The organism is Fodinibius sp. SL11, assembly GCF_052060035.1.
Classification (GTDB): domain Bacteria; phylum Bacteroidota; class Rhodothermia; order Balneolales; family Balneolaceae; genus Fodinibius.
The window spans coordinates 46,100-68,790 of sequence record NZ_JBPOEA010000001.1 but is presented as its reverse complement, the minus strand read 5'-3'; the positions used below and the strand labels follow the sequence as shown (position 1 = coordinate 68,790).

At 42.1% G+C, this 22,691-nt stretch carries 19 protein-coding genes; 14 read left to right on the top strand and 5 right to left on the bottom strand.

The genetic code is table 11. From position 1 onward, the window contains the following. The first annotated feature begins 43 nt into the window (after positions 1-43). The 8 genes from ACQ76V_RS00290 (at position 44) to ACQ76V_RS00255 (ending at position 11,650) form a co-directional block, all read left to right on the top strand. Positions 44-3,172: a T9SS type A sorting domain-containing protein gene (locus ACQ76V_RS00290; RefSeq protein ID WP_440998459.1), complete on the top strand. Its 3,129-nt coding sequence runs from the start codon at positions 44-46 to the stop codon at positions 3,170-3,172. Further along, positions 3,173-6,550, top strand: a complete 3,378-nt coding sequence (locus ACQ76V_RS00285) for a hypothetical protein (protein WP_440998458.1) — start codon at positions 3,173-3,175, stop codon at positions 6,548-6,550. Then, positions 6,543-7,433 carry a DUF5683 domain-containing protein gene (locus ACQ76V_RS00280; RefSeq protein ID WP_440998457.1) on the top strand — a complete coding sequence of 297 codons (891 nt, stop codon included), beginning with the start codon at positions 6,543-6,545 and terminating at the stop codon, positions 7,431-7,433. Before ACQ76V_RS00285 ends, ACQ76V_RS00280 begins: the two co-directional genes overlap by 8 nt. A gap of 30 nt (positions 7,434-7,463) precedes the next feature. Further along, positions 7,464-8,285 carry a PASTA domain-containing protein gene (locus ACQ76V_RS00275; protein WP_440998456.1) on the top strand — a complete coding sequence of 274 codons (822 nt, stop codon included), beginning with the start codon at positions 7,464-7,466 and terminating at the stop codon, positions 8,283-8,285. 5 nt (positions 8,286-8,290) lie between these two features. Further along, entirely contained in the window at positions 8,291-8,977 is a 687-nt protein-coding gene (gene rpe, locus ACQ76V_RS00270) for a ribulose-phosphate 3-epimerase (protein ID WP_440998455.1), read from the top strand. Positions 8,978-9,076: 99 nt separating this feature from the next. After that, positions 9,077-10,063: a PhoH family protein gene (locus ACQ76V_RS00265; RefSeq protein WP_440999016.1), complete on the top strand. Its 987-nt coding sequence runs from the start codon at positions 9,077-9,079 to the stop codon at positions 10,061-10,063. 1 nt (position 10,064) lies between these two features. After that, positions 10,065-10,859 (top strand): MBL fold metallo-hydrolase, encoded by a 795-nt coding sequence (locus ACQ76V_RS00260; RefSeq protein ID WP_440998454.1) that lies wholly within the window; start codon positions 10,065-10,067, stop codon positions 10,857-10,859. After that, entirely contained in the window at positions 10,859-11,650 is a 792-nt protein-coding gene (locus tag ACQ76V_RS00255; protein ID WP_440998453.1) for a purine-nucleoside phosphorylase, read from the top strand. The genes ACQ76V_RS00260 and ACQ76V_RS00255 overlap by 1 nt, the downstream gene beginning before the upstream one ends. Before the next feature lie 68 nt (positions 11,651-11,718). On the opposite strand, the gene ACQ76V_RS00250 is transcribed toward ACQ76V_RS00255, so the two are convergent. The 3 genes from ACQ76V_RS00250 to ACQ76V_RS00240 are packed head-to-tail and all read right to left on the bottom strand — an operon-like array spanning position 11,719 to position 15,803. Beyond that, positions 11,719-13,200, bottom strand: a complete 1,482-nt coding sequence (locus ACQ76V_RS00250) for a hypothetical protein (protein WP_440998452.1) — start codon at positions 13,198-13,200, stop codon at positions 11,719-11,721. A 23-nt stretch (positions 13,201-13,223) separates the two neighbouring features. Then, on the bottom strand, positions 13,224-14,207 hold the full coding sequence (locus ACQ76V_RS00245; protein WP_440998451.1) for an aldo/keto reductase: 984 nt from the start codon (positions 14,205-14,207) through the stop codon (positions 13,224-13,226). A gap of 18 nt (positions 14,208-14,225) precedes the next feature. Next, positions 14,226-15,803, bottom strand: a complete 1,578-nt coding sequence (locus tag ACQ76V_RS00240) for a cryptochrome/photolyase family protein (protein ID WP_440998450.1) — start codon at positions 15,801-15,803, stop codon at positions 14,226-14,228. A gap of 79 nt (positions 15,804-15,882) precedes the next feature. Between ACQ76V_RS00240 and ACQ76V_RS00235 the strand changes: the two genes are divergently transcribed. The 6 genes from ACQ76V_RS00235 to ACQ76V_RS00210 all read left to right on the top strand — a co-directional run bounded on the left by ACQ76V_RS00235 (position 15,883) and on the right by ACQ76V_RS00210 (position 20,481). After that, the gene (locus ACQ76V_RS00235) at positions 15,883-16,368 is read left to right on the top strand and encodes a TIGR00725 family protein (RefSeq protein ID WP_440998449.1); all 486 of its coding nucleotides are present in this window, start codon (positions 15,883-15,885) and stop codon (positions 16,366-16,368) included. Positions 16,369-16,463: 95 nt separating this feature from the next. Beyond that, complete coding sequence (locus ACQ76V_RS00230) at positions 16,464-16,847, top strand: BlaI/MecI/CopY family transcriptional regulator (RefSeq protein ID WP_440998448.1); 384 nt, start codon at positions 16,464-16,466, stop codon at positions 16,845-16,847. Next, a complete protein-coding gene (locus ACQ76V_RS00225; RefSeq protein ID WP_440998447.1) occupies positions 16,847-18,493 on the top strand; it encodes a TonB family protein in 1,647 nt (548 codons plus the stop codon). The genes ACQ76V_RS00230 and ACQ76V_RS00225 overlap by 1 nt, the downstream gene beginning before the upstream one ends. Before the next feature lie 131 nt (positions 18,494-18,624). Continuing rightward, on the top strand, positions 18,625-19,308 hold the full coding sequence (locus tag ACQ76V_RS00220; protein ID WP_440998446.1) for a CDP-alcohol phosphatidyltransferase family protein: 684 nt from the start codon (positions 18,625-18,627) through the stop codon (positions 19,306-19,308). Between the two features lie 53 nt (positions 19,309-19,361). Continuing rightward, positions 19,362-19,544 (top strand): PspC domain-containing protein, encoded by a 183-nt coding sequence (locus ACQ76V_RS00215; protein WP_440998445.1) that lies wholly within the window; start codon positions 19,362-19,364, stop codon positions 19,542-19,544. A gap of 85 nt (positions 19,545-19,629) precedes the next feature. Continuing rightward, the gene (locus tag ACQ76V_RS00210) at positions 19,630-20,481 is read left to right on the top strand and encodes a hypothetical protein (protein WP_440998444.1); all 852 of its coding nucleotides are present in this window, start codon (positions 19,630-19,632) and stop codon (positions 20,479-20,481) included. Positions 20,482-20,527: 46 nt separating this feature from the next. On the opposite strand, the gene ACQ76V_RS00205 is transcribed toward ACQ76V_RS00210, so the two are convergent. Both ACQ76V_RS00205 and ACQ76V_RS00200 read right to left on the bottom strand, forming a co-directional pair. Then, on the bottom strand, positions 20,528-21,382 hold the full coding sequence (locus ACQ76V_RS00205; RefSeq protein WP_440998443.1) for an SDR family oxidoreductase: 855 nt from the start codon (positions 21,380-21,382) through the stop codon (positions 20,528-20,530). Positions 21,383-21,441: 59 nt separating this feature from the next. Continuing rightward, complete coding sequence (locus tag ACQ76V_RS00200) at positions 21,442-22,623, bottom strand: acetyl-CoA C-acyltransferase (RefSeq protein WP_440998442.1); 1,182 nt, start codon at positions 22,621-22,623, stop codon at positions 21,442-21,444. Positions 22,624-22,691 lie beyond the last annotated feature (68 nt).

Below are 22,691 nucleotides of genomic sequence, written 5' to 3'. Positions count from 1 at the left end.
TTCACTACTTACTTTTTTTCATAAAAGCATGCTGATCTTCAGCATGCTTTTGTTTTTAGGACTTAGTAACACCTTTGCCCAGCAAGTAGAGATTAAGCGAAACCATTCGCTCACCTCCTCCACCAATCTACAACCTAATGTGCCTGATACGCTAACCATCATTGCTGTTATGGTTGAATTTCAGCCCGACGATAACCGACTAACATCGGGCGATGGCACTTATGACCCTTCCAATTTAACCTACCTCGATAATTCTGACGTTACCATAGATCCACTGCCCCATGACCAATCCTATTTTGAACGTCACCTGAAATTTACCCAAAACTATTTCAAAAAAGTTTCCGGCAATCAGATACACATAGAATACCGAGTTCTTCCGGCCATATATCAGCTACCCAAAAAAATGGAGCAGTATGCTCCCACCGGTCAAACCTTTACCAACGAAAAGGTTGCTAGTTTAGCCCAAGATACTTGGCAGACTGTCGACGAACAAGGTGGTTTTTCTACCTCGAATTTAGATCTACAGAAAACGACATTTGCGATCTTTCATGCCGGTATCGGCCGTGATATTGACCTTACGGGAACAACCCTCGATAAAACACCACAGGATATCCCTTCTCTGTTTTTGGACCAATCTGTGTTAAGCAACTTACTTAACCAACCTGATTTCGAAGGCTTCCCCATTAATAACGGGGCCTTTAGAGTAACCAATTCCATGATTTTACCTCGTAGTATTTCGCGCCGCGGCGAAGATATATCAGGTGAGGAGTTTATACTTCAGCTCTCCACCAATGGACTTATTTGTGCATCCATTGGCAGTTACTTGGGATTACCCGATTTATTTAATACCGAAACCGGTAACTCCGGAATTGGACGATTTGGATTGATGGACGGTGAAAGTTTCTTTTCTTACCGTGGACTCTTCCCACCGGAGCCCTCAGCCTGGGAAAAGACTTACCTCGGATGGCAAACCCCTATTTCTATGAGTAAATCAAATAACGCTCCAATTTCCCTGCCAGCTGCTTCGTACCATCAACAAAATAGTATTGCTAAAATACCGTTATCGACCAGTGAATATTTTCTGATTGAAAACCGTCATCGCGATCCCAACAACAATGGCGTTATTCTCACCTTTGAACAATCTGACGGAACAGTTCAAACCAAGACATTTAACAATTATGATGAGGTTTTTGTAAACCAATCTGATGGCTTTGAAGAGTCTTTAATTCCGGGCGTAGTTACAAATGTGAGTAATCTGGAATGGAACTTACCGGGGGGATTAGATGTGGGTCCCGACCAAACAGCAAATACCGTCGATGACCGACAGCTTAACGGAGGAATACTCATTTGGCACATCGATGAAGCTGTTATATATAATCAAATGGGACATCAAAGAATAAATAACAATCCTGATCGGCGTGGCGTCGATCTCGAAGAGGCTGACGGAGCACAGGATATCGGACGTGCCGCTAATAGCGACTTCAGCAATCAAGCACGTGGTACCGCTTTCGACTTCTGGTGGGATGGAAATAATGCCTCTGTAGTTACCCTTGACGGTGATACGCTGCGATTCTATGAAAACCGATTTGGGCCTGACACCCGCCCTTCGAATGAAAGCAACTCCGGTGCTTCCAGTTTTTTCGAGCTATTCGATTTTTCTCAAAATGAACCGGTAGCTACCTTTCGCATTCGTCCAACTTCTTCAAATAATATCGAGTCGGTAGATCTTCCGATCTCTAATATTGATGACAAGACCACATATACAACCACAGATTCAGATTACTTTTCTGGGTATCCATTGGGGCTTACGTTACATACCGCTGCCTCAGATTCTTTTCTCATCGTTCCGAGCCAACAGTCAACGTATGCTTTAGATTTGGGTAACGAATCTGATCCGGTTTTGGATTTTCAATCAGCATCCGTACAACAACCATTTCTTGCAAACAACCTCATTTTGGGTGAGTCCCCTACCCAACCTCAAGTTAAACTTGCAGCCTGGCAGTGGGATGGTAATCAGTGGAATACACAGTGGACCAACCAAATCGATGCAAATGATGCGTTTTTGAGTTCCAACGATGGCCAAATTCTTTATGCCGACTTTACTGACCAGGAAATTAATCTATCAGATGGGACTGTACAGTCTCCAATATTAAATGCCCAACAGCAATCGGCAACAGTTCACGGAAAGCAGACAGTACTTACTGCTACGGAACTTTTATTGAAACCCGATGGCATCACCTATCCCATCAATAAAAGTGAAGGGCGACATTATACCGGAGCTATAAAAATTGGTGAGGGGAAATCAAAATTTTATTATCTGTCTGATAGTGAACTGTTATTGTTTGACACTGAGAGCTTTAAGCAACCAAAAACCATTGTTCAAAATACTGATATCGGATGGCCTGCTATCACCGACCTTAACCAAAATGATCGTATTAATTTCAGCTACATAAATCGACAAAATGGAGCTCTTGAAGCACGCAATACTAACGGAGCATTACTACAGAACTTTCCTATTTATCCTCCCAAAAATACTCGATTCACTGGCACACCATTGATCACCCGCTCTGGACAATCGGGAGAAAATATTCTTTACATCCCCACACAAGACAGTATTTCTTTGAATATCAATGCATACACCACTGATGGTGAGAGTGTAGAGGGATTTCCATTGTATGTAGGGAATATCTCGGATCAAAACAATCATCCTATTCATCCGCTCATTCATGGAAATATCCTGTATGCCGTCAGTCACCGTGGTGATGTAAAAGCCTGGAAGCTGGATGATATTGAAGAGGTGCTCTGGGCCGGACAATATGGCAATTCATTTACGAATAAAATCACCGGACATTTAGATTCCGAAAATTCTCAACCCTCCCCTCCGTCTGATGATATTCTTGTACAAGAAGAAACATATAACTGGCCGAATCCCGCTGATGACCATACCAATATTCGATTTCAGACCAATGGATCGGGGTCGGTAGAAGTAAAAATCATCACTTCCGGCGGAAGAATTATTTTTGATAAGAATTACGAAGCCAACGGCGGTGCTCCCGAAGAGTATCAAATTTCTACGCAAAGCTGGAGCAGCGGATTGTATTTTGGGATGATCACAGCAACCGTGGCCGGACAAAAAGAACAAAAAATGATTAAAATTGTAGTCATACAATAGGTGGATAATCGTTACCTCAATATCGCCCTGCTACTTGTTGTATGGGGATGGTGTAACTGCTTCAATACTGCTTTGGCACAACAGCTATCACCCTCTCAGTTCAATTATCCCAATAACCACTTGTCCTGGTACACCATCGAAAGTGAGCATTTTAATATCCACTTCCAGGAGGGAAATAACCGTTCGGCACAAGCTACAGCCCGCATCGCAGAAGCAATCTATCCACCTATCACCGAACTTTACAATTTCGAACCCAATACTAAAACGAATATTGTCTTAAAAGACCGAAGGGATTATTCCAACGGAGCAGCTTATTTTTTTGACAATCAAATTGATATCTGGGTTTCATCACTCGATATGCCACTGCGCGGTACGCACGACTGGTTATGGGATGTTATTACCCACGAATTTACGCATATCGTACAACTACAAACGGCAATGAAGAAAGGCCGTACCATACCCGCCATTTACTTTCAATGGCTCTCATACTCCGATGTACGGCGTCCTGACGTTCTCTACGGTTACCCCAAAGGCATCGTCACCTATCCCTTCGCCTCTATCAATGTTCCCGCATGGCTCGCCGAGGGGGTTGCCCAATATCAGCGCCAAAACTTGTTCTATGATTACTGGGACGCCCATCGCGACATGCTATTTCGAACAGCTATTCTCTCGGATAATCCTATTTCTTTTGAAGATATGGGCATTTTCGGATCCAAAAATGCTCTGCAGCGCGAACGTATTTATAATCAGGGCTTTGCCTTTACCTCTTACCTTGCAGATCGGTTTGGAGAAGATATTTTACCGAGTTTGTCAAACAGCTTGGCAGAAACCGGCGTTTTCACCATTGATGAAGCCCTAAAAGAAACAACCGGTATTTCGAGCAGTAAGCTATTCGATGACTTCATCTCAGCATCTGTAAATCATTACCGAAAGACGGTAAATTCGTTGAAACCAACAGAGACGACTCCCTTTCAGACAGACGGATTTTATAACTTCTATCCAAAAGTAAGTCCCAATAACAATAAGATTGCCTATCTGTCTAACAAACATAGCCGATCGTCGGCCGTTCAGCTCTTTATTGATGATAGAGATCGTGCTAAAAATTCATCACTGGCTATCGATATTGGCCAATTACAATCCTCCGGTCAACAGTACAGTTTCTACGAAAATCAGGACGCTACGGTAAAAGATCTTCAATCTGCTTTCTCTTTTTCCCCGGATGGAGAACAGATCGCCTTTAGCCGACAAAAGCTAAACAAGTATGGAGAACGTTATAACGACCTGTTTATTTATGATCACAATACTGAGAAAGAACATCGCATCACCCACAGTAAACGGCTATCATCTCCCAGTTGGCATCCTGACCAAAATTCCCTGATTGCTATTCAGCAATCGAATGGCACTACTAATTTAGTAGAGGTCGATATTGTATCGGGTTCCTTGCGTTCATTGACCAATTATACCCAGGGCGAACAGGTTTACAGTCCAGCGTGGCATCCCCATCAAGAGAAGCTCTATTTTTCCTTCTCTGACAACCACAGCCGTGATATTTATCAGCTTAATATGCAATCGAGAACTGTAACTCCGGTACTGCAGGATACGCTCACCGATTACCGCGATCCCTATGTCGATAAGCAGGGAGCATATCTCTACTATACTGCCAATCCAGATGGCATTTTCAATATTTACCGTATTCCGCTTAAAGAAGAGGAACGATCAACCGAGCAATTAACAAGCGTTGTTGGCGGGGCATTTATGCCACATTTAGAAGATAGCACACTTTATTTTTCTGAGTTTAAATCTCAGGGCTACACGATTTCCTCTATTGACCTCACAAAAAATGTTCCTAAAGCAGCGGCTCACTATAACCGTAAGCCGCCCTCCTATTTAAAGTTTCCTGAAAAATCTGAATTGGTTTATCCTTCTGATGCCGAGCATATCGACATCATAGAAAAAACAAAACTGCAAAATTTAGCACGAACCGATTCTCTTATGCTTCCCGCTGGTAAGGCCAACACGAAAAGGCAATTAAAGTTGCAGCCGTACGATAATAACTTTACGAGTTTTAGCTTCTATCCTGTAATTAGGTTCGACAACTATAGCAAAAAAAATGGCAGCAATGGACGTCTGCTTACGGCCGGACAGTTTGGTGATTTGGGTAGTAACCTTCTACGTGACATGAAACTGGGCACCTATTTTTCTTCGCGCGACGTAACGGGACAACTTAATTTCTTTGGAAGTGCCCTTTTTGGTTTTGCCTCGAAGTCCAGCGACGGTATCGGTGATTTCGTTAATCCTTCTCGACTTACCAACCTGGATCGCGATCTGTTTTTATCCGTTGAACAGGTAGGGCTTCCTTTTATCAAAAAACGTTGGTCTCCTACCATCACACTGGATTTCTATAATTTGCGGCGTAATGTTTCGGATGGACTTGCCGTCGAGGAATTTCCGTGTACGTCCTGCCTGCCCGACACCACTAATGTAGATATTGCTTATAATATTTGGGAAGCAGATCTTTTTCTGCGAAGTAAAATAAATCAACATAACCTGCTTGAGCTCGGAGTCGGATATAGTCCATACCGCGTTCAAACGGATGGATTTTACTCCCAAGAACTTGAATCATTCATTCCATCATCCTCATCCGAATATTTTAAAGGAACCACCTTAACGACCGCTTATATTTATGAAAACTGGACCCCCTATCCCAACCATGATGTAGCCCCTATTGGGCTGCGTGGCGCTTTTCGGTATACCTATGAGCCTAATAAGCTGCTTGAGGATTACGAAGTCGAAGACGGTACGCTCAAACCCATCTATCAGGAAACCACGAATCATTCTTTGGAGGCAAACCTACGGCTGGGATATCCTGTAGGTCGTTTCTCTGCTCTTAACTTTTACGGACGTGGATTCAGCTATCTCAATAACCCTAATGAGTTTTTCTATCTCGATTATATTGGTGGATTTACCGGTATGCGCAGCTATCCCTATTTTGCTCTTGGCGGCAATACCACTGCTCTGGCTAAACTTTCTTTTACCTTTCCACTGATTAACAAAATGAATACTCAAATTGGTCGACATACCTTCGACAAGCTTTATTTTCAATTATTCGCAGAAACCGGCAACGGGTGGAATGGTCCGCTCGAAATTGGAAACAACCTTAAAACTGGAATAGGAGGCGAATTACGATTTGCTTTCAACAGTTATTACCTGTTTCCACTCAAATTATTCATTAGTAGCGCCTATGGATTCAACAAATTTGATGTTACTTTACCAAACGAATTTATGACCGAATCAACGGAAAGGGGGGTTACGTACGGAAAAGATATATACTTCCATTTTGGGTTAACATTCGATTTTGATGTTCTGAATCATGATTAAAAGATCAGCAATTTTAGTTTTCATGGTGGGAATGGTAATTAGCAGTACGACTGCTCAGACCGTAAAAACGCACCAAAAAATCACTATTGATGATCTGAAGCCCAAAATTGACTACACTCAATCGTCCCCCTTTTATCAACCTGCACGAGAAAAAGCGGGATGGGCGCTGCTTAGTTCAGCAGTTATACCCGGCAGCGGACAAGCAATAAATAAAAAATGGATGCGTGCAGGATTATACTTTCTGGCAGAAGCGGTGATGGTAGGCGTATATCTTAAAAGCTCTCACGATGCGAAAGCTGAAGAACGACGATACAAACGATTTGCCAACAACAATTGGAGTGTGGTCAACTATGCCCAGTGGCTGGTGGAATATCACGAACAGAATAATTTATCAAACAGCTATATTGATGATCTTAAAAAACATATTGAAAATAAAACTGCTGATTATAATCCCAATAGCGACTGGTCGAAAGTAGATATTGACCTACTGCGCAATGTAGAGCGCAATACCCCGTTTGTATATCCAGAATATGTTGGGAACAATTTTTCGCATATTATGCCGGACTACGGTTCACAGCAATATTATGAACTTATCAGCAAATATTACCAATACGGACCGGGCTGGAATGACTTTTCAACTCAGTACCGGCTAAATTGGGATGGCAGCGGAATGTCGAACCATTTTATCTTAGGCGCCCAGATGGCTGAAGATTTTAATGACAGCTATCGATTAGCGGGGAACATGGTTTCATTTCTGATATTAAATCACGTAGTATCAGCTTTTGACGCTTATCTGACAGTTAAGATTAAAAATCGAAAACTGGAGGCGAACACGAATCTATTGAATCCACACCGAACTTTTACACTGAAATTTCATTTTTAAGTAATTCCTAAAGAATCATATTTTTAGCACATGTGGTCACAAATAAAATCCTTACTCACCCATAAAATATTTTACCTGAGCCTGGTTAGTATTATTGCCGCAGGCGCACTGTTTTTAGCACTGCTCGATTTTGTCATCATGCCAGCCTACACCAACTACAACGAAGGCGTTACAGTACCCGACATCACCCAGGTTTCGTTGGATGAAGCTCAACAGCAACTCACGTCTTACGGGCTTCGATACGAAGTTGCTGAACGCCGCTCCAATTCAGCATACCCGGCCGATTATGTAATCGACCAGATGCCTGCTGCAGCAGAAATTGTAAAGCCCAACCGAAAAGTGTATCTCACCGTTAACACGGAATCAAATCCAACGGTTCAAGTCCCCAAAGTAGTAGACCTCTCGCTTCGCAATGCTCGGGTCCAACTCGAAAACTACGGGTTGCGTGTGGGCACGATCAGCTATGAATCGTCCCGATTTAAAAATGTTGTATTACGTCAATCAGTATCCCCAAATGATATTGTACCCAAGGGTACCACGGTTGATTTAGCTGTCAGTGACGGACTCGGCGAAAAAATGGTAGACGTCCCCAATATCAAGGGACTGCGACTTGCTGAAGCGCAACAAAAATTACAAAAAGCAGGTTTGCGGATTGGCGAAATTCGATTTCAACCCAGCAAAGAGGTTGAGGCAAATGTCATCCTTAGCTATGAACCGCAGAAAGAGCAGGTAAAAGAAGGAGAAACACTTAAACTCATTGTATCAGAGCGATTTGAAGTAAAGGAAGAGCTTGAATCCGGAGCGGTCATTGACACTGCAAATGTATCCTCATCTGAAGACAACAATAATTAATTGATATGGATTTTACGTTACCTATTTTAGCACCCTCAATTTTAGCATCTGACTATACACGCCTGGGCGAAGATATCGAAAAGTGTAATCAGTCTGAAGTCCAATGGCTCCATTGCGATATTATGGACGGTCATTTTGTCCCCAACATCAGCTACGGACCCAAGTTTGTGGAAGCGGCCGGAAGCTGTACCGATGCTTTTCTGGACGTACACCTGATGATTGAAAACCCGGATCAATATATCGAACGATTTGTTGATGCCGGAGCCGATCAGATTACCGTACATCAAGAAGCCTGTCCCCACCTTCATCGCACTATCCAAAACATTCATAACCACGGGTTAACTGCTGGAGTTGCCCTTAATCCGGGCACCTCTTTGCAAACTGTTGAACCGGTAATTAACGATGTCGATTTAGTACTCCTGATGAGCGTAAATCCCGGTTTCGGCGGGCAATCTTTTATCGAAAATACCTATCAGCGCTTGCAAAAACTTAGTGTTATGCGTGATGAGCATGGTGCCGGTTTTCTTATTGAAGTCGATGGTGGAGTAAACCTCGATAATATCCAAAAAGTAACGAAGTACGGTGCTGATGTTCTCGTAGCGGGAAGTGCAGTATTCAAGGCCAAAAATATTCCTGAACGGATTAAAAATCTGACGCAGAAAGCCAAAGTGGGAAAAGGGAAAATTGCTTAAATCCCTTTTCCTGATTTACGAAAAATTCATACAATTTCTTTATTTTACGGTCAGATTTCTAATTAAAAATAGAGGCCATTTATCGCAGACCAATCGACCATTCGTGAAGAAACATATCAAATAGATAATGTTGAGCCGGTCCTCATTTTAGGTTTTCAGGATCAACATCTAAAAAAGATCGACGCAGCTTACCCCGATTCAAAAATTACGGCACGCGGCAGTACTATAAAGATTTCCGGTCCCGATAAGGACTGCAAAGAACTGCTTGAAATTTTTAATGAACTTGAGCGCATGGCAGTACACAATGAGGACCTTACGGAGAGTGATCTTGAAACGGTCCTTGCTCTAAAGCACAGCGACCGCAAGACAGAGAAACCCAATCCATTACATGATACCCGCGTTACCGGTGATTTTATCCTCAATACCCATACCGGTGAAGCGATTACGGCCAAAACACCGGGACAAAAAAAGATCCTTAAAGCCGCCGCTGCAAATGATATTGTATTTACGATTGGCCCAGCTGGAACGGGTAAAACCTATACTTCGGTAGCCTTGGCGGTGAAGGCCCTCAAAGAACGAAAAGTAAAAAAGATTGTGCTTGCACGTCCTGCCGTTGAAGCCGGCGAAACACTTGGATTTTTACCGGGTGACCTGCGTGAAAAGATTGACCCCTACTTGCGTCCTCTCTATGATGCGCTTGAAGATATGATTGAATACGATCGGTTAGAAATGCATCTGGCAAAAAACAGTATTGAAATTGCGCCCCTGGCCTATATGCGCGGGCGCACGCTCAATAATGCGTTTGTGATATTGGACGAAGCTCAAAATACAACCAATATGCAAATGAAGATGTTTTTAACACGTATTGGTTTTAACAGCAAGGCCATCATCACCGGCGATATTACCCAAACTGACCTGCCCCATAAGCAAAAATCAGGACTTATCTCTATCCAAAAAATTCTCAAAGATATCGATGGGATTTCGTTTGTTTACCTGGATGAAAACGATGTGGTTCGCCATAAATTAGTTCGCGATATAATCGAAGCTTACGACAAGTACGAAAATAAAAAGAACAAAAAATCATAAGATGGCAACCAAGCAATTAACGGCCCATCCCCTCTATGAAGGGACTTTTAGTGTTGGATTAGATAAAAAATTTAATCGTATTGATCGGGACGATCCACCGGCCAAGGGTGCCCTTAAAATTTCATTGAACCCATTCCTGATTCAGTCTGGCGATAAAAACATTCTTTTTGATGTAGGAATCGGCGACTTTGGTGAAGATACAAGTACCGATATCATTAAAGATAACTTGGCTAAATACAACCTGACCGAATATGACATCACCGATGTTTTTGCCAGTCACCTTCATTACGATCATATTGGTGGATTAGCCGGGCAATCATCAGGATATTGGGAACTCACCTTTCCCGATGCTAACGTTTGGGTTTCTAAAAAAGGATGGGAAAAAGTTATGGCCCAAGAGGAATATTACGATGAGGAAAAGACGGCTTTTACCCATTTTTTAGATGCCAAAGCAGACCTGCAATTCCTCGAGGAAGAAGCTCAACCTTATCCCGAAGTGACCGTTAACAAAATTGGCGGTCATACCGAATTCTCGCAAGTATTGCTATTTGATGATGGCAATCAAAAATATTTGATGGCTGGAGATGTATTAGCGACACGGGGAGAAGTAAATCGAACGTTTGCCGCTAAATACGATTTTGATGCCGACCAAAGCATGAAAGTTCGCAAAGAGCTTACTCAAAAAGCTTATGAAGAAGGCTACACCGTGATGGGATATCATGACTCGCACCATCCCCTGTTTAATCTAACCGACTATGACGAACAGCAAGGCTACAAAATTGAACCTATTGCGTAATGTCATATCCTGAATTTACAGACGATATTTTCAGTTATTTAGATGACCAAGCATTACCCGATACCTTCGGAGCCGCCATTATTTTAGGTTCCGGCCTGGGTGGTTTTGTGGATCAGATTAAAAATCCTTCTACCATCTCGTACCATGACATACCAGGAATGCCGGTTTCTTCTGTTGAGGGACATGCTGGAGAACTTATTTTTGGAGAAGTTAATGGAATTAATGTAATGGCATTTTCGGGGCGCTTTCACCACTACGAAGGCTTCTCGTTTGACGAAACAGCCACTCCGGTATATATCGCTAATCATCTTGGTGCTAAAAAACTCATCGTTTCAAATGCCGCCGGAGCTATCAATACCTCTTTTTCGGTGGGCGATCTAATGGTTATTGAGAGCGTAATCCGCAGTAACATGGCGATCTCTCCCCGTGGTAACAAGCGGCATCGCTACAACCATCATCAATGGGTCCCAAAAGTGCGAGAGATTGCTGCTGAGTTAGGCTTAGTTACTCAACAAGGCACCTATATATATGTAACCGGACCGAATTACGAGACCAAAGCTGAAATCCGTTCTTTCCGTAAAATGGGGGCTGACGCAGTTGGGATGTCTACAGCCACTGAACTCTTTGAAGCTGCGCGATTGAATCTCAAAAGTACTGCCATCTCATTAATTACCAACATGTCTACCGGTGTAACCGGCGAAAAACTCGACCACGATGAAGTCAAAGAAGCCGCCGACGCTCGTAAAGATGATTTTGCAAAGCTGGTTAAAGCTTTAATTGAAAAACTGTAGGCCACAGATCTACACAGGTCTAAGATTGATGTTTATTTTTTGATCGGCGCAACCCGGTAGCGCAATAATCACATCTCCAATGTTTGCTGTGAACCGTACCTCTCTAAGTATTTGTTCAACTTCAACTTTTTGCGTGTGGAGTCACTAGTCATATAACGCACTTTCCCATATATTGGACGCTCCTGCCAAGCGCGATCAAAGCGACCGAAAATCCAGAAAATACCCGAATAGCTATTGGGGTCACGCCCGTCGATGGCATACCGATTATTTAATTCAATGAGATAAGCCAGCGCCGTTTCGGGATTGGGCGTCCATTCCAGCACTTTCTTGCCCCAAAGCATCCGCAAATAATTATGCATTATCCCTTCCTCTCGAAGCTGCGTCTGGGCAGCATTCCAAATCTCATCATGAGTCTGAGACCCGGCAAATTCTTCCAGTTCATACACATATTCCCGCGGATCATCTTTGTGCTTTTCCAACGTTTTTAGCGCCCAATCAGGCAGTGAATCATATTGATCATATTCTGATTCGTGATGTGCGAAATGAAAACCAACCTCCCGCCACGTAATCACCTCATCTAAAAACGCATCCACATTGGGATCACCGTTAAAAAATCCTCCGGTAGATCCTTTGTTAAACGTGATGTTATCCAGATCCCACCCTTCGGGCTGATGATCGAGCACAGCATCTACAATTTCATACTCTGATATTTTGCCAAAATGCAGCCAGGGACTTAACCCACTGGTTGCATTGATATCGGGATCATTGCGATTGTCCTCATACTTCCACAGCCCGTGCTGTATAAACTGTCCCAGTTTACCCAGTGCCGCCTGACGTGTACCCTGCAAGGAAATTTTACCAACCTGGTGATTGATCGGCAGCGAGCTTATAAATGACTTCCGGTTATTGAGCTTTTCATCTGCAGGAGGATACTTCTTCAGAAAGTTATCCTTTAATTCAACTTTTGACTTATTTTCAAGATCTGCCAATGGATTTTTCCGGGGCGGATGGGTAAAACAATCCACAAAATTTCTTTGCATGATCTTCCGGAAAAAGTATGCATTGTAGGGTGCTTTTTCCGTCAATCCCAACGGAATAATCCCGTTCGAATCGACCGTAATATAAGGAACCTCCAGTTTTGGGCTGACTTTTTCGTTATGGTCTCGGATAATATAAACCGGAAATTCATCCGAAATGATCGCGCAAGCATTATCAGCTAACTCATAAAACAAACCACTTCCAGCACCCGATTCATCCTCAATATATGAGTGATAATTCAAATCTTTTTCTTGAGCAATTTGCAAATGCTCCTCCATCCCCTCCATCAAAAAATGGTGAAAACGATCAGAGGCCCAGGGATAATCACTTTTTAACCCCTCGTAAATCAGAAGCGGCTTGCCTAATTTATTGGCCCATCCCACAGCATATTCCAAGGCATAATTATACTGGAATCGACGATTAATCTGCATCCAATACAGTACATAATCTCCATCGGCATTAGGCTCCTTTTCGTTTCGCTTAAATACGCGTTTGCTGTTGATGTTTTTCATAATAGATGCTCGTCTATAAATTATTACTCGGGTGGAGCCATAAAAGCAGGACTTACCGGATCATCGACCGTTGATTCTACTATTTGCTCAACTTTTTTAATCTGCTGATCAGTAAGCTTCCAACCAAAAACCTTCTCAAAGGTAACTTGCTCCGGTTTTCGAGCACCCCAGATAGCCGAATCTATTCCTTTATCCAAAATCCAACGGACAGCCAAGTGTATGACTTCCTTATTGAAGTTGCTATCAGCATATTCTTTTAGCTTTTCAACGGCTTCTAAATGGCTTTCAAAGGTTTTACCCTGAAATTTGGGATCTACATTACGTCGCATATCTCCTTCGTTGAAGGTACGATCCTTACTCATTTTCCCCGATAATAATCCTCGACAAAGGGCACCGTACGTTAACAGCGTGATATCATTCTCTTTACAATAAGGAATAATATCGGTTTCGATACCTCGTTCAAATAAATTATAAGGTGGCTGGCAAACATGGATTGGGGCTGTTTGTTGGAACTCGTCCATCTGCTCAGGCGAAAAATTTGAGACTCCAATGGCACGAATTTTTCCTTCATCTAACAATTCCTGCAAGGTTTCGGCTGTCTCTGCAAAATCGGTATCCAAATCCGGCCAGTGTACTTGATAAATATCAACATAGTCGGTTTGCAATCTTTGAAGTGAATCATCTATTTCCTTGAGAATTCGTTCCCGCGTTGAATTCCTCTGGATATTTCCGTCATCATCCCATTGCAATCCAAATTTCGTTGCAATCTGAATTTGATCCCGATTTCCAAATTCCTGCACAGCCTGACCGACCAATTCTTCACTCTTACCGAATCCATATACGGGAGCAGTATCAATGGTCGTCACTCCTTTTTCAAGGGCTTCTATCACTGTATCTACTGCCAGGCGGTCGTCGGATCCACCCCACATCCAGCCGCCGATAGCCCACGTTCCAAGCGTAACTCTCGAAATATTGAAATTCAAATTACTTACTTGTGTAAATTCCATAATTGATAATAATTTTGATTAAACTGAATAACGTTCTAATTGGTGTAAAAACTGCTTTGAAGATTCTTTAATTGCTTTTTTATCCTCATCCGATTTTTTGTCATACATATTCACCATAAAACTATTGCGTCCGCTCACTTCAAAAGCTTTTCGCTGCTCATCCACGAAATTCCAGTACAAGTAATTAAACGGGCAGGCTCCTTCGCCGGTCTTCTTGGTGACACTGTATTCGCACGACGTACAATAATTGCTCATCTTGTTGATATAGTTCCCGCTACTAACATACGGTTTTGAAGCAAGCACACCCCCATCGGCAAAAGTTGACATCCCCAGAACATTCGGCAACACTACCCATTCATAGGCATCCACATAGGCCAACCAAAACCACTTGTTAAGCTCACGCGGATCGGTTTTCGTGAGATTACTGAAGTTGCTGAGCACCATCAGTCTCTGTATATGATGTGAATAGCCCTGCTCAATCACCGGCTCTAAGCTTTGCTGCATGCAATGCATGTCCGTATCACCAGACCAAAATATTTTGGGAAGCGGATTCTCAAAATTCATAAAGTTCGTATCACGAATCTCCGGCATCATCGCCTCATAATAGATGTGGACAAATTCGCGCCATCCCAAAACTTGTCGGATTAATCCCTCAACAGAATTAATCGGTACCTTGCCATCTTTATAAGCACATATGGATCGTTCACAAATTTCCCATGGCAGCAGCAATCCATTATTCAAATAAAGTGATAAGGTGCTGTGAAATAGCGTTGGTTCATCAGTGGCCATAGCATCCTCATAGAGACCGAAGTCAGCTAACCGCTGCTCAATAAATTCATCAAGCAGCTGAAGCGCCTGTTTTCTGGTTACTGCAAATTGGAAACCTTCAAGTTTTCCAAAATGATGCTGGTGGCGATCTTCCACAAGATTTAATACTTCTTGGGTAATGACATCCGGCTCAAAAGAGGTAACCTTGGGTACAGAATATCCTTTGGGAAGCGATTCCCGATTCTCTTCATCATAGTTCCACTCTCCTCCTTCCGGCTGATTCTCATTCATCAAATAACCAGTTAGCCTGCGCATATCCCGATAAAAATACTCCATCCGATATCCCGGTTCAATGTTCTCTTTCCATTGCTCTGAATCAGCAAAAAAGAACGCATTGGGTATTTCTTTAACCCTATCCCTGAAGGTATTTTTGACCTTTCTAAGCCGGTTACGACTGTCCCATTCCGAAGGAGTCAAAAAAAAAGTAGTACTGAGATCAGTATACTCCGTCAAAATTTCGGTTAATCCTTCATCAAAATGCCCCTCAGTAGCGTAATAGTACACTGGATAACCTTTCTTATAGCACTCCACAGCAAAATGACGCATGGAACTCAGAACGTAGGTCAACTTCTTTTTGTGATATGGCAATGAAGCTCCCTTTGCTTTCGCTTCAATAAATAGTAACAAAGGTTGTTCTTTGTGTACCCATTCCGGCCAAACCGACAAATTTAATTGATCATGTAATACTAAAATAGCTTGCTCATGAGCATCCGGGTCGGAGTTATTTATGCGGCTATCAATCTCTTTTAAATACGGCCGTGATGACATTAATCAGAACTTATATTTAATGAATGCGTTATGTTAATATATTTTATCAATACTAAGTTCCAATTAAAGTGTGTTTACTATGACAAAAACTATCATTGGTGTAATGGGGCCCGGTGATGGGGCATCCCAAAAAGATATAAACCTTGCTTACAAGCTGGGAAAATTCGTTGCCAATCAAAATTGGACTCTCTTAACCGGAGGTAGAAATAAAGGCGTGATGGATGCCGCTTCGAAAGGAGCAAAAGAATCAGGCGGCCTTACGATCGGAATATTGCCTGACTCAGATAAACGAAATTGCTCAAAGTTTGTAGATATACCGGTCTGTACCGGCATGGGCAGTGCCCGTAATAATATAAACATACTATCTTCTGATGTAGTTATAGCTTGCGGATCGGGGGCCGGGACCACCTCAGAAATAATGATGGCCCTTAAAGCACAAAAACCCCTTATATTACTAGCTGCCTCTCCAAAACTGATAGATTTTATCACAGAAATGAATTATCCGTTGCCCGCCCGAGCACAAACTGCAGATCAGGCTATCCAAATTGCTAAGACCATTATTTAGAAATAATTTATTCTCCTTATAATTTGACAAAAATAATAATACTATTATATTAGTACTAACTGATTAAAACTAAATGATTAGTAAGTCGTAGACAGATGAAAAAATCACTGACGCCACTGGGTGAAACCGAAATGGAAGTACTCAATCATGTATGGGATATGGGCGAAGCTACTGTCAAACAGGTTCGCAAGCGCATCCTAAAAAAGCGCGAAGTTGCCTATACAACTATTATGACCGTGATGAAAAACCTGGCCGATAAAGGGTTTCTCAAATATCGTAAAGAAGGCGTGACCTATGTTTACAGTCCCGCCCAAAAACCTGAATCGGTACGCTCAAATATCATTACAGATCTTATGAAAAAAGCCTTTAAAGGGTCTCCCAAGGACTTAGTACAGGCACTGGTTAATAGTGATGACTTGACTTCGGAGGACTTAAATGAAATTAAATCTATGATTGATAACATGGAGGATAATCAATAATGGAATACATTAATCTGCTTCAATCGTTTGGCGATCAAATGATCGAGTATTTATGGCTTCCAGTCATTATCTGGACGCTGGTAGCTGCTCCTGTAGCATGGGCATTATCCAAATATCAATCCCCCAATGTCATTTACCATTATCACATTCGAACAGCACTGTTGCTGGTTCTCCCTCTTGGACTTTTAGGGACATACCTGATAGACAAAATAAACACCAGCACAGAATCGGCTGTAGCAGGAATATCTATTGTGATACAAAATCCGATACCAGTATCTGCCACAACCTCCGACCCATCAATACTGAACGCAATACTGACTCCTCATTTTTGGACCGGGGTAATTAGTCTGATCTTTGTCGTTGGTGCAGCCTTACTGTTGATAAAACTTTTATTCGATTTTGCTCGACTGAGGAAAATTGGAAATGAGTTGAACTTTCATGCTTTAGCCAATGAAAAAGAGTTGATGCACAATCTGCCGGAAAGTCCAGATCATTATCAAAATACCCTCATAGCATATTCCACCAACACCTCCATTCCCTATACCTATGGGTGGCTAAATACCAAAATTGTAGTACCGACTGATTTACAGAGAGATCAAGAATCACTTGCCATGGCTGTTCAGCATGAACTGGTTCATATCAAAAACCATGACTTTTTGCTTAACAGCTTCTTAGTCTTCATAAAAAGTCTTTTCTGGTTTCATCCGTTAGTGTATCACTTTTATTCATCGCGTGAAGAATTCCGCGAAATTTTATGTGACACTAAAGTTTTAGCTACTAACCGTTTTTCAAAGAAAAAGTATGCCTCGCTTCTTTTCGAGCTTGCAAAGCGAGACTGTCATCAACGGTTAGCTTTATCAATGGCCGTTAATCCTTCTTCTTTAAAAAAACGTATCCAAATTATGTCTAATCAAAACCATACTACTATGAATTTTCGATCAAGTTTTTTGCTAACACTCTTTGCCGCTTCTCTTTTAACTGTGACTATCTCCTGCACGGATATGGCTGATGACAATATTACTAAAAGTGAAGTAGAACAAACACAGGCTCAAATGGCTAATCAGTCTTCCGAGAACATTCCGCTTTATATAATAAATGGAGAAGAATGGGACCGAACGGAAGAAAATAAAGACAAGCTCTCCCGTCTGAAGCCAAAGTATATTAAATCAGTTGATGCCCTTAAGGGTAAAGAAGCCAAAACCCAGTATGGCGAATCAGGTAAATATGGCGTTATCAAGATGGAAATTAACAATCCTGATAAGGCATTCGCTGATCTCAAAGAACAAGCTTATTCTAAACCTAAATCCCCTTCAAAATCAGACGAAGGTAATTATTACGTTGCTGTAGAAAACATGCCAGAACTCATTGGAGGCTTAGGTTCTTTACAGAAAATGATTGATTATCCCCAGGATGCACGCGATGCCGGGGCCCAAGGTCGAGTCATCGTACAATTTATTGTTGACAAAAACGGCAATGTTACCAATCCTACCATCGTAAAAGGAGTTCATGAAAGTTTAGATCAAGAAGCACTACGGGTTGTAAAACAAGCCGAATTTACACCCGGTAAAGTTAAAGGCGAGCCGGTACGCGTACAGTACTCATTGCCTATTAGCTATCAACTATCCAAAGATGATAACGAATCATAGTCCAATGGACACAAAAATGTAACAATATTACCTCTTTCCTTTCGATAAAAAGCGGGACTTCATAGGTTCCGCTTTTTTTATTTTATTATGGATGATCAAAAGAAGGATATCATTAATAACATAAACTGTTTGTGAAAAAAGCAGCAGCGTACGGGGTCCATCTATTTACTGCTTTAGGGGCAGGACTTGGCTTGTGGGCACTCATATTAACATATAACGGGTTTTATCAAGAAACGGTTTGGGTACTGGCCGTCGCTGGTATCATCGATTCTTTAGATGGGGCACTGGCACGAATTACGCAAACCAAAGAACATGCCGCAGCTATTGACGGTGCCTTGATGGACAACATCATCGATTTTATTACGTGGACCATCGCCCCCCTGCTCTGGATTTATGCAACCATGGGTTTGCCTACCTGGGTACTTGCAATTTGTTCCGTCGCAAGTATTTTTGGCTTTTCAAAAACCAACGCTAAAACAGAAGATCACTTTTTCCTTGGCTTCCCATCCTACTGGAATATTGTTGTATTCTATATTTTTCTGCTCGAATTGCCTGTTGCATTTGCTTCTGGAATTCTATTAATGTTCGCCTTCGTTACTTTTTTACCTGTCAAATTTGTCTACCCATCCCGCACAAAATATTTGCGACCTTTAACATTGATATTAGGCGGTATTTTCACCCTGCAGCTCTTAGCATTATTATATTATTTTGATCAATCACCGCCGTGGTTAATTTATAGTTCATTTTTATTTCCCTTCTATTACTTTGGACTTTCTTTTTATGTGAATGTAAAATCATCCGAAACATCCCACTAAATCTGACGTACTATTTCAACAAATATCTATAAAACCATTAACTGATATTGCTTATGGGAGCTCGTTTAAAAAAGTCCCGAACTGATAAAATGATTACCGGAGTATGCGGTGGTATTGCTGAATACTTGGGATGGGATCCTACAATTATTAGAATTATATTCGTAATCACAACTTTTCTGGGTTGGGGAAGCCCGGTGCTTCTTTATTTTATTCTTGCGTTAGTCATGCCTGAATAATACCTCTCTATTTGGTTAATCAGTTTTGAAATTAATGACCTATTTCATAACTATGGATAGTTAATTACTAACAAATAACCAGGTTATGAGAATAGGCATCGTTGGTCCTGCTGAAAGAGCCGTTGCATGGGAAAAACATATGCGTCCACATCGCACTGTCTCTGAAGTGGTCATTTCTGCCAAGCTCTCCGAAATTGGTGATGTTGATGCATGCCTATTAATGGATGAACCCACTGAAAATCTGGATCAATTACTGAAGGCGGTTAAAGCAGGATATCACACTTTTTTAGTAGCCCCTATTCCCACTCATACAAAACAAGTTGAAAAAGTTTATCACGCTGCTGAAGAATCAAATGTACTTGTTCAGTTCTCACACTGGCCTACCCTGGCACCCGCCTCAAAATGGATGGCGAAAAAGATTACTAAACCTTCATTTCTGCAAATCAATCGTGAGTTAAATTATTCAGAATTTATAGAGTCAGACCGTCCTTTTGAATATTACTGGATCGATGAGCTCGCATTCTGCTTACGGTGGATAAACGGATCGGTGCACCACATTGATATTAAGACTGTAGAACTTTCAGAGCAACATCTATACGTTATGCATATGTTGCTGCGATTTGAAAGTGGAGCAACGGCTAACATTTTTATTAATGTAACAGCAACCGACGCCCGGCACCATCGACTGGCTGCAAATAATCATTTTATCTTAGATTGTGATGTATTGAAACAATCTGTTCGGTTAGGCGAAGAGAATGGAGATGGTCACCTGTTTTTTAACAGTGAATCTTTTGATGCAAGCAGGGCTGCTGAGTTAGCTGCTCTTGATTTTCTAAAATCAATCCAGCTTAAACGGGAAACAGTTTACAATGCCTATCACCTTTGGAAACTGAATAAGACGATTGATAAAATTAAGAAACGTCTCAAACGCCTTTAGTCATTGAGTTACCTATTTTCATAAGCCATCATGCTTGATGATTTTATTATTTCTTGTGCATCATCTTGAAAAATTTCTTTAGCTCGTCACGTGATCCCAGCTTATCGATAAAATTAAACTGACCGGCTGACAGTCGTTCACCGCCATCAATGACTACACATTCTCCGGTGATATAGGGCGCCATATCCGACATTAAGAAGGTAGCAAGATTAGCTAACTCCTCTTTATCACCATAACGACCTGCAGGGATTTTAGATAGGAATTTCTGCTCTGCACTTTCATCGGGAACCAATCGTTCCCAAGCTCCTTTGGTAGGAAAGGGTCCGGGCGCTATAGCATTTAGTCGGATGCCATACGTAGCCCATTCATAAGCCAGTGACCGCGTCATGGCCAATACCCCCGCTTTTCCGCAAGCAGATGGAAGCACAAAAGCTGATCCGGTATCCTCAGAATAGGTCGTTACCATATTTAAGATATTGCCTTCGCGCTCTTCGTCAATCAGATAATTACCAAATACATGCGTGCAATTGAATGAGCCGTGTAAGACGATATCGACCACCGCTTTAAATCCACCGGGAGAAAGGTCTTCCGAAGCGGACAAAAAATTCCCTGCCGCATTATTGACAAGGCCGGTCATTACTCCAAAATCAGATGCAATTTCTCCGACCATCTCTTTAATACGGTCATAATCGCGGACATCAGCTACATAATATTTGACCGAACTATCATTACCGGTTTTATCAATTTCCTCAACCGCATTTTGGAGTTTTTCTTCGGTTCGGCCGCAAATAGCAATATTACTGCCGAGTGAGGCAAACTTTTTGGCCATAGCCAACCCTAATCCGCTGCCACCGCCGGTGATTAAAATCGTTTGATCTGCTAACGTATCTGATGTAAACATTATAGTCTTTTATAAAATTAAAAAGTTAGATCCTGAAACAAGTTCAGAATGACATAAAGCTAAGCTAAGTTCTCGAAAATACCGGCAGCGCCCATACCGCCGCCAACGCACATAGTCACCATGGCGAACTGTTTATCCAGTCGCTTTAAATCGTGCAGAATCTGAGTTGTCAATTTAGCACCGGTACAACCAAGCGGATGTCCCATGGCAATAGCGCCACCGTTGATATTGACAATATCTTCATTTAGTCCCAGTTCCCGAATCACGGCTAAAGATTGGGCAGCAAAAGCTTCATTAAGCTCAATTAAATCAATATCCGAAAGTTCCATCCCGGTTTGGGTAAGCACTTTTGGCACTGCCTCTACGGGACCGATTCCCATAATCTCAGGTGGTACACCCGCAACTGAAAAACCGTGATATTTAGCAATTGGCTGCAATTCCAGCTCATCGGCCTTTTCGCGACTCATGACCACGACTGCTGCCGCAGCGTCATTCATTTGGGATGAATTTCCAGCCGTCACTGATCCTCCCTGCTTAAAAGCAGGATTCAGCTTTGCTAAGATTTCTTCAGAAGTATCGCTACGCGGACCTTCATCTGTATCAAAAATAAATCCATTTTCTTCTACTTCACCATCAGCCGTTACCTTCTTTTCTTTCACTTCAATAGACACAATCTGATCATCAAAGTAGCCCTCATCCCATGCCTTTAGTGCTCGCTGATGACTTCGATAGGCAAAGGCGTCTTGGTCTTCACGACTTACATCGTACTTATCTGCTACATTTTCGGCCGTCAATCCCATGTTGATATAGATCTCGGGATAGTTCTCAACCAAGTCGGGATTCAATCGTGAGACATATCCTCCCATAGGTACAAGCGACATCGACTCCACCCCTCCGGCAATAATAACATTGGCACCACCCACCATAATACGTTCGGCTGCTTGGGCAATAGTCTGCAATCCCGAGGAACAAAAGCGATTCATTGTGGCGGCCGGTACGGAAGGTGGAAGTCCCCCTAAAGCAGCAGCCTGACGAGCGATATTTAATCCCTGGGCCGCTTCGGGGAAAGCACAACCCATGATCACATCATCTACTTCTTCCGGCTGTAGATTCGGGGCCCGTTGCAATAAATTCTTAATTACTTCTCCACCTAACGTATCAGGCGAAGTAAATCGCAATGATCCCTTATTCGCTTTTCCGGTTGGTGTTCGCGCAGCAGCAACAATTACAGCTTCTTTCATAATGTAAAATATTTAATTGGAACACAGATAACGCGGATATTACTAATTCACACGGAATATTTCTGTGA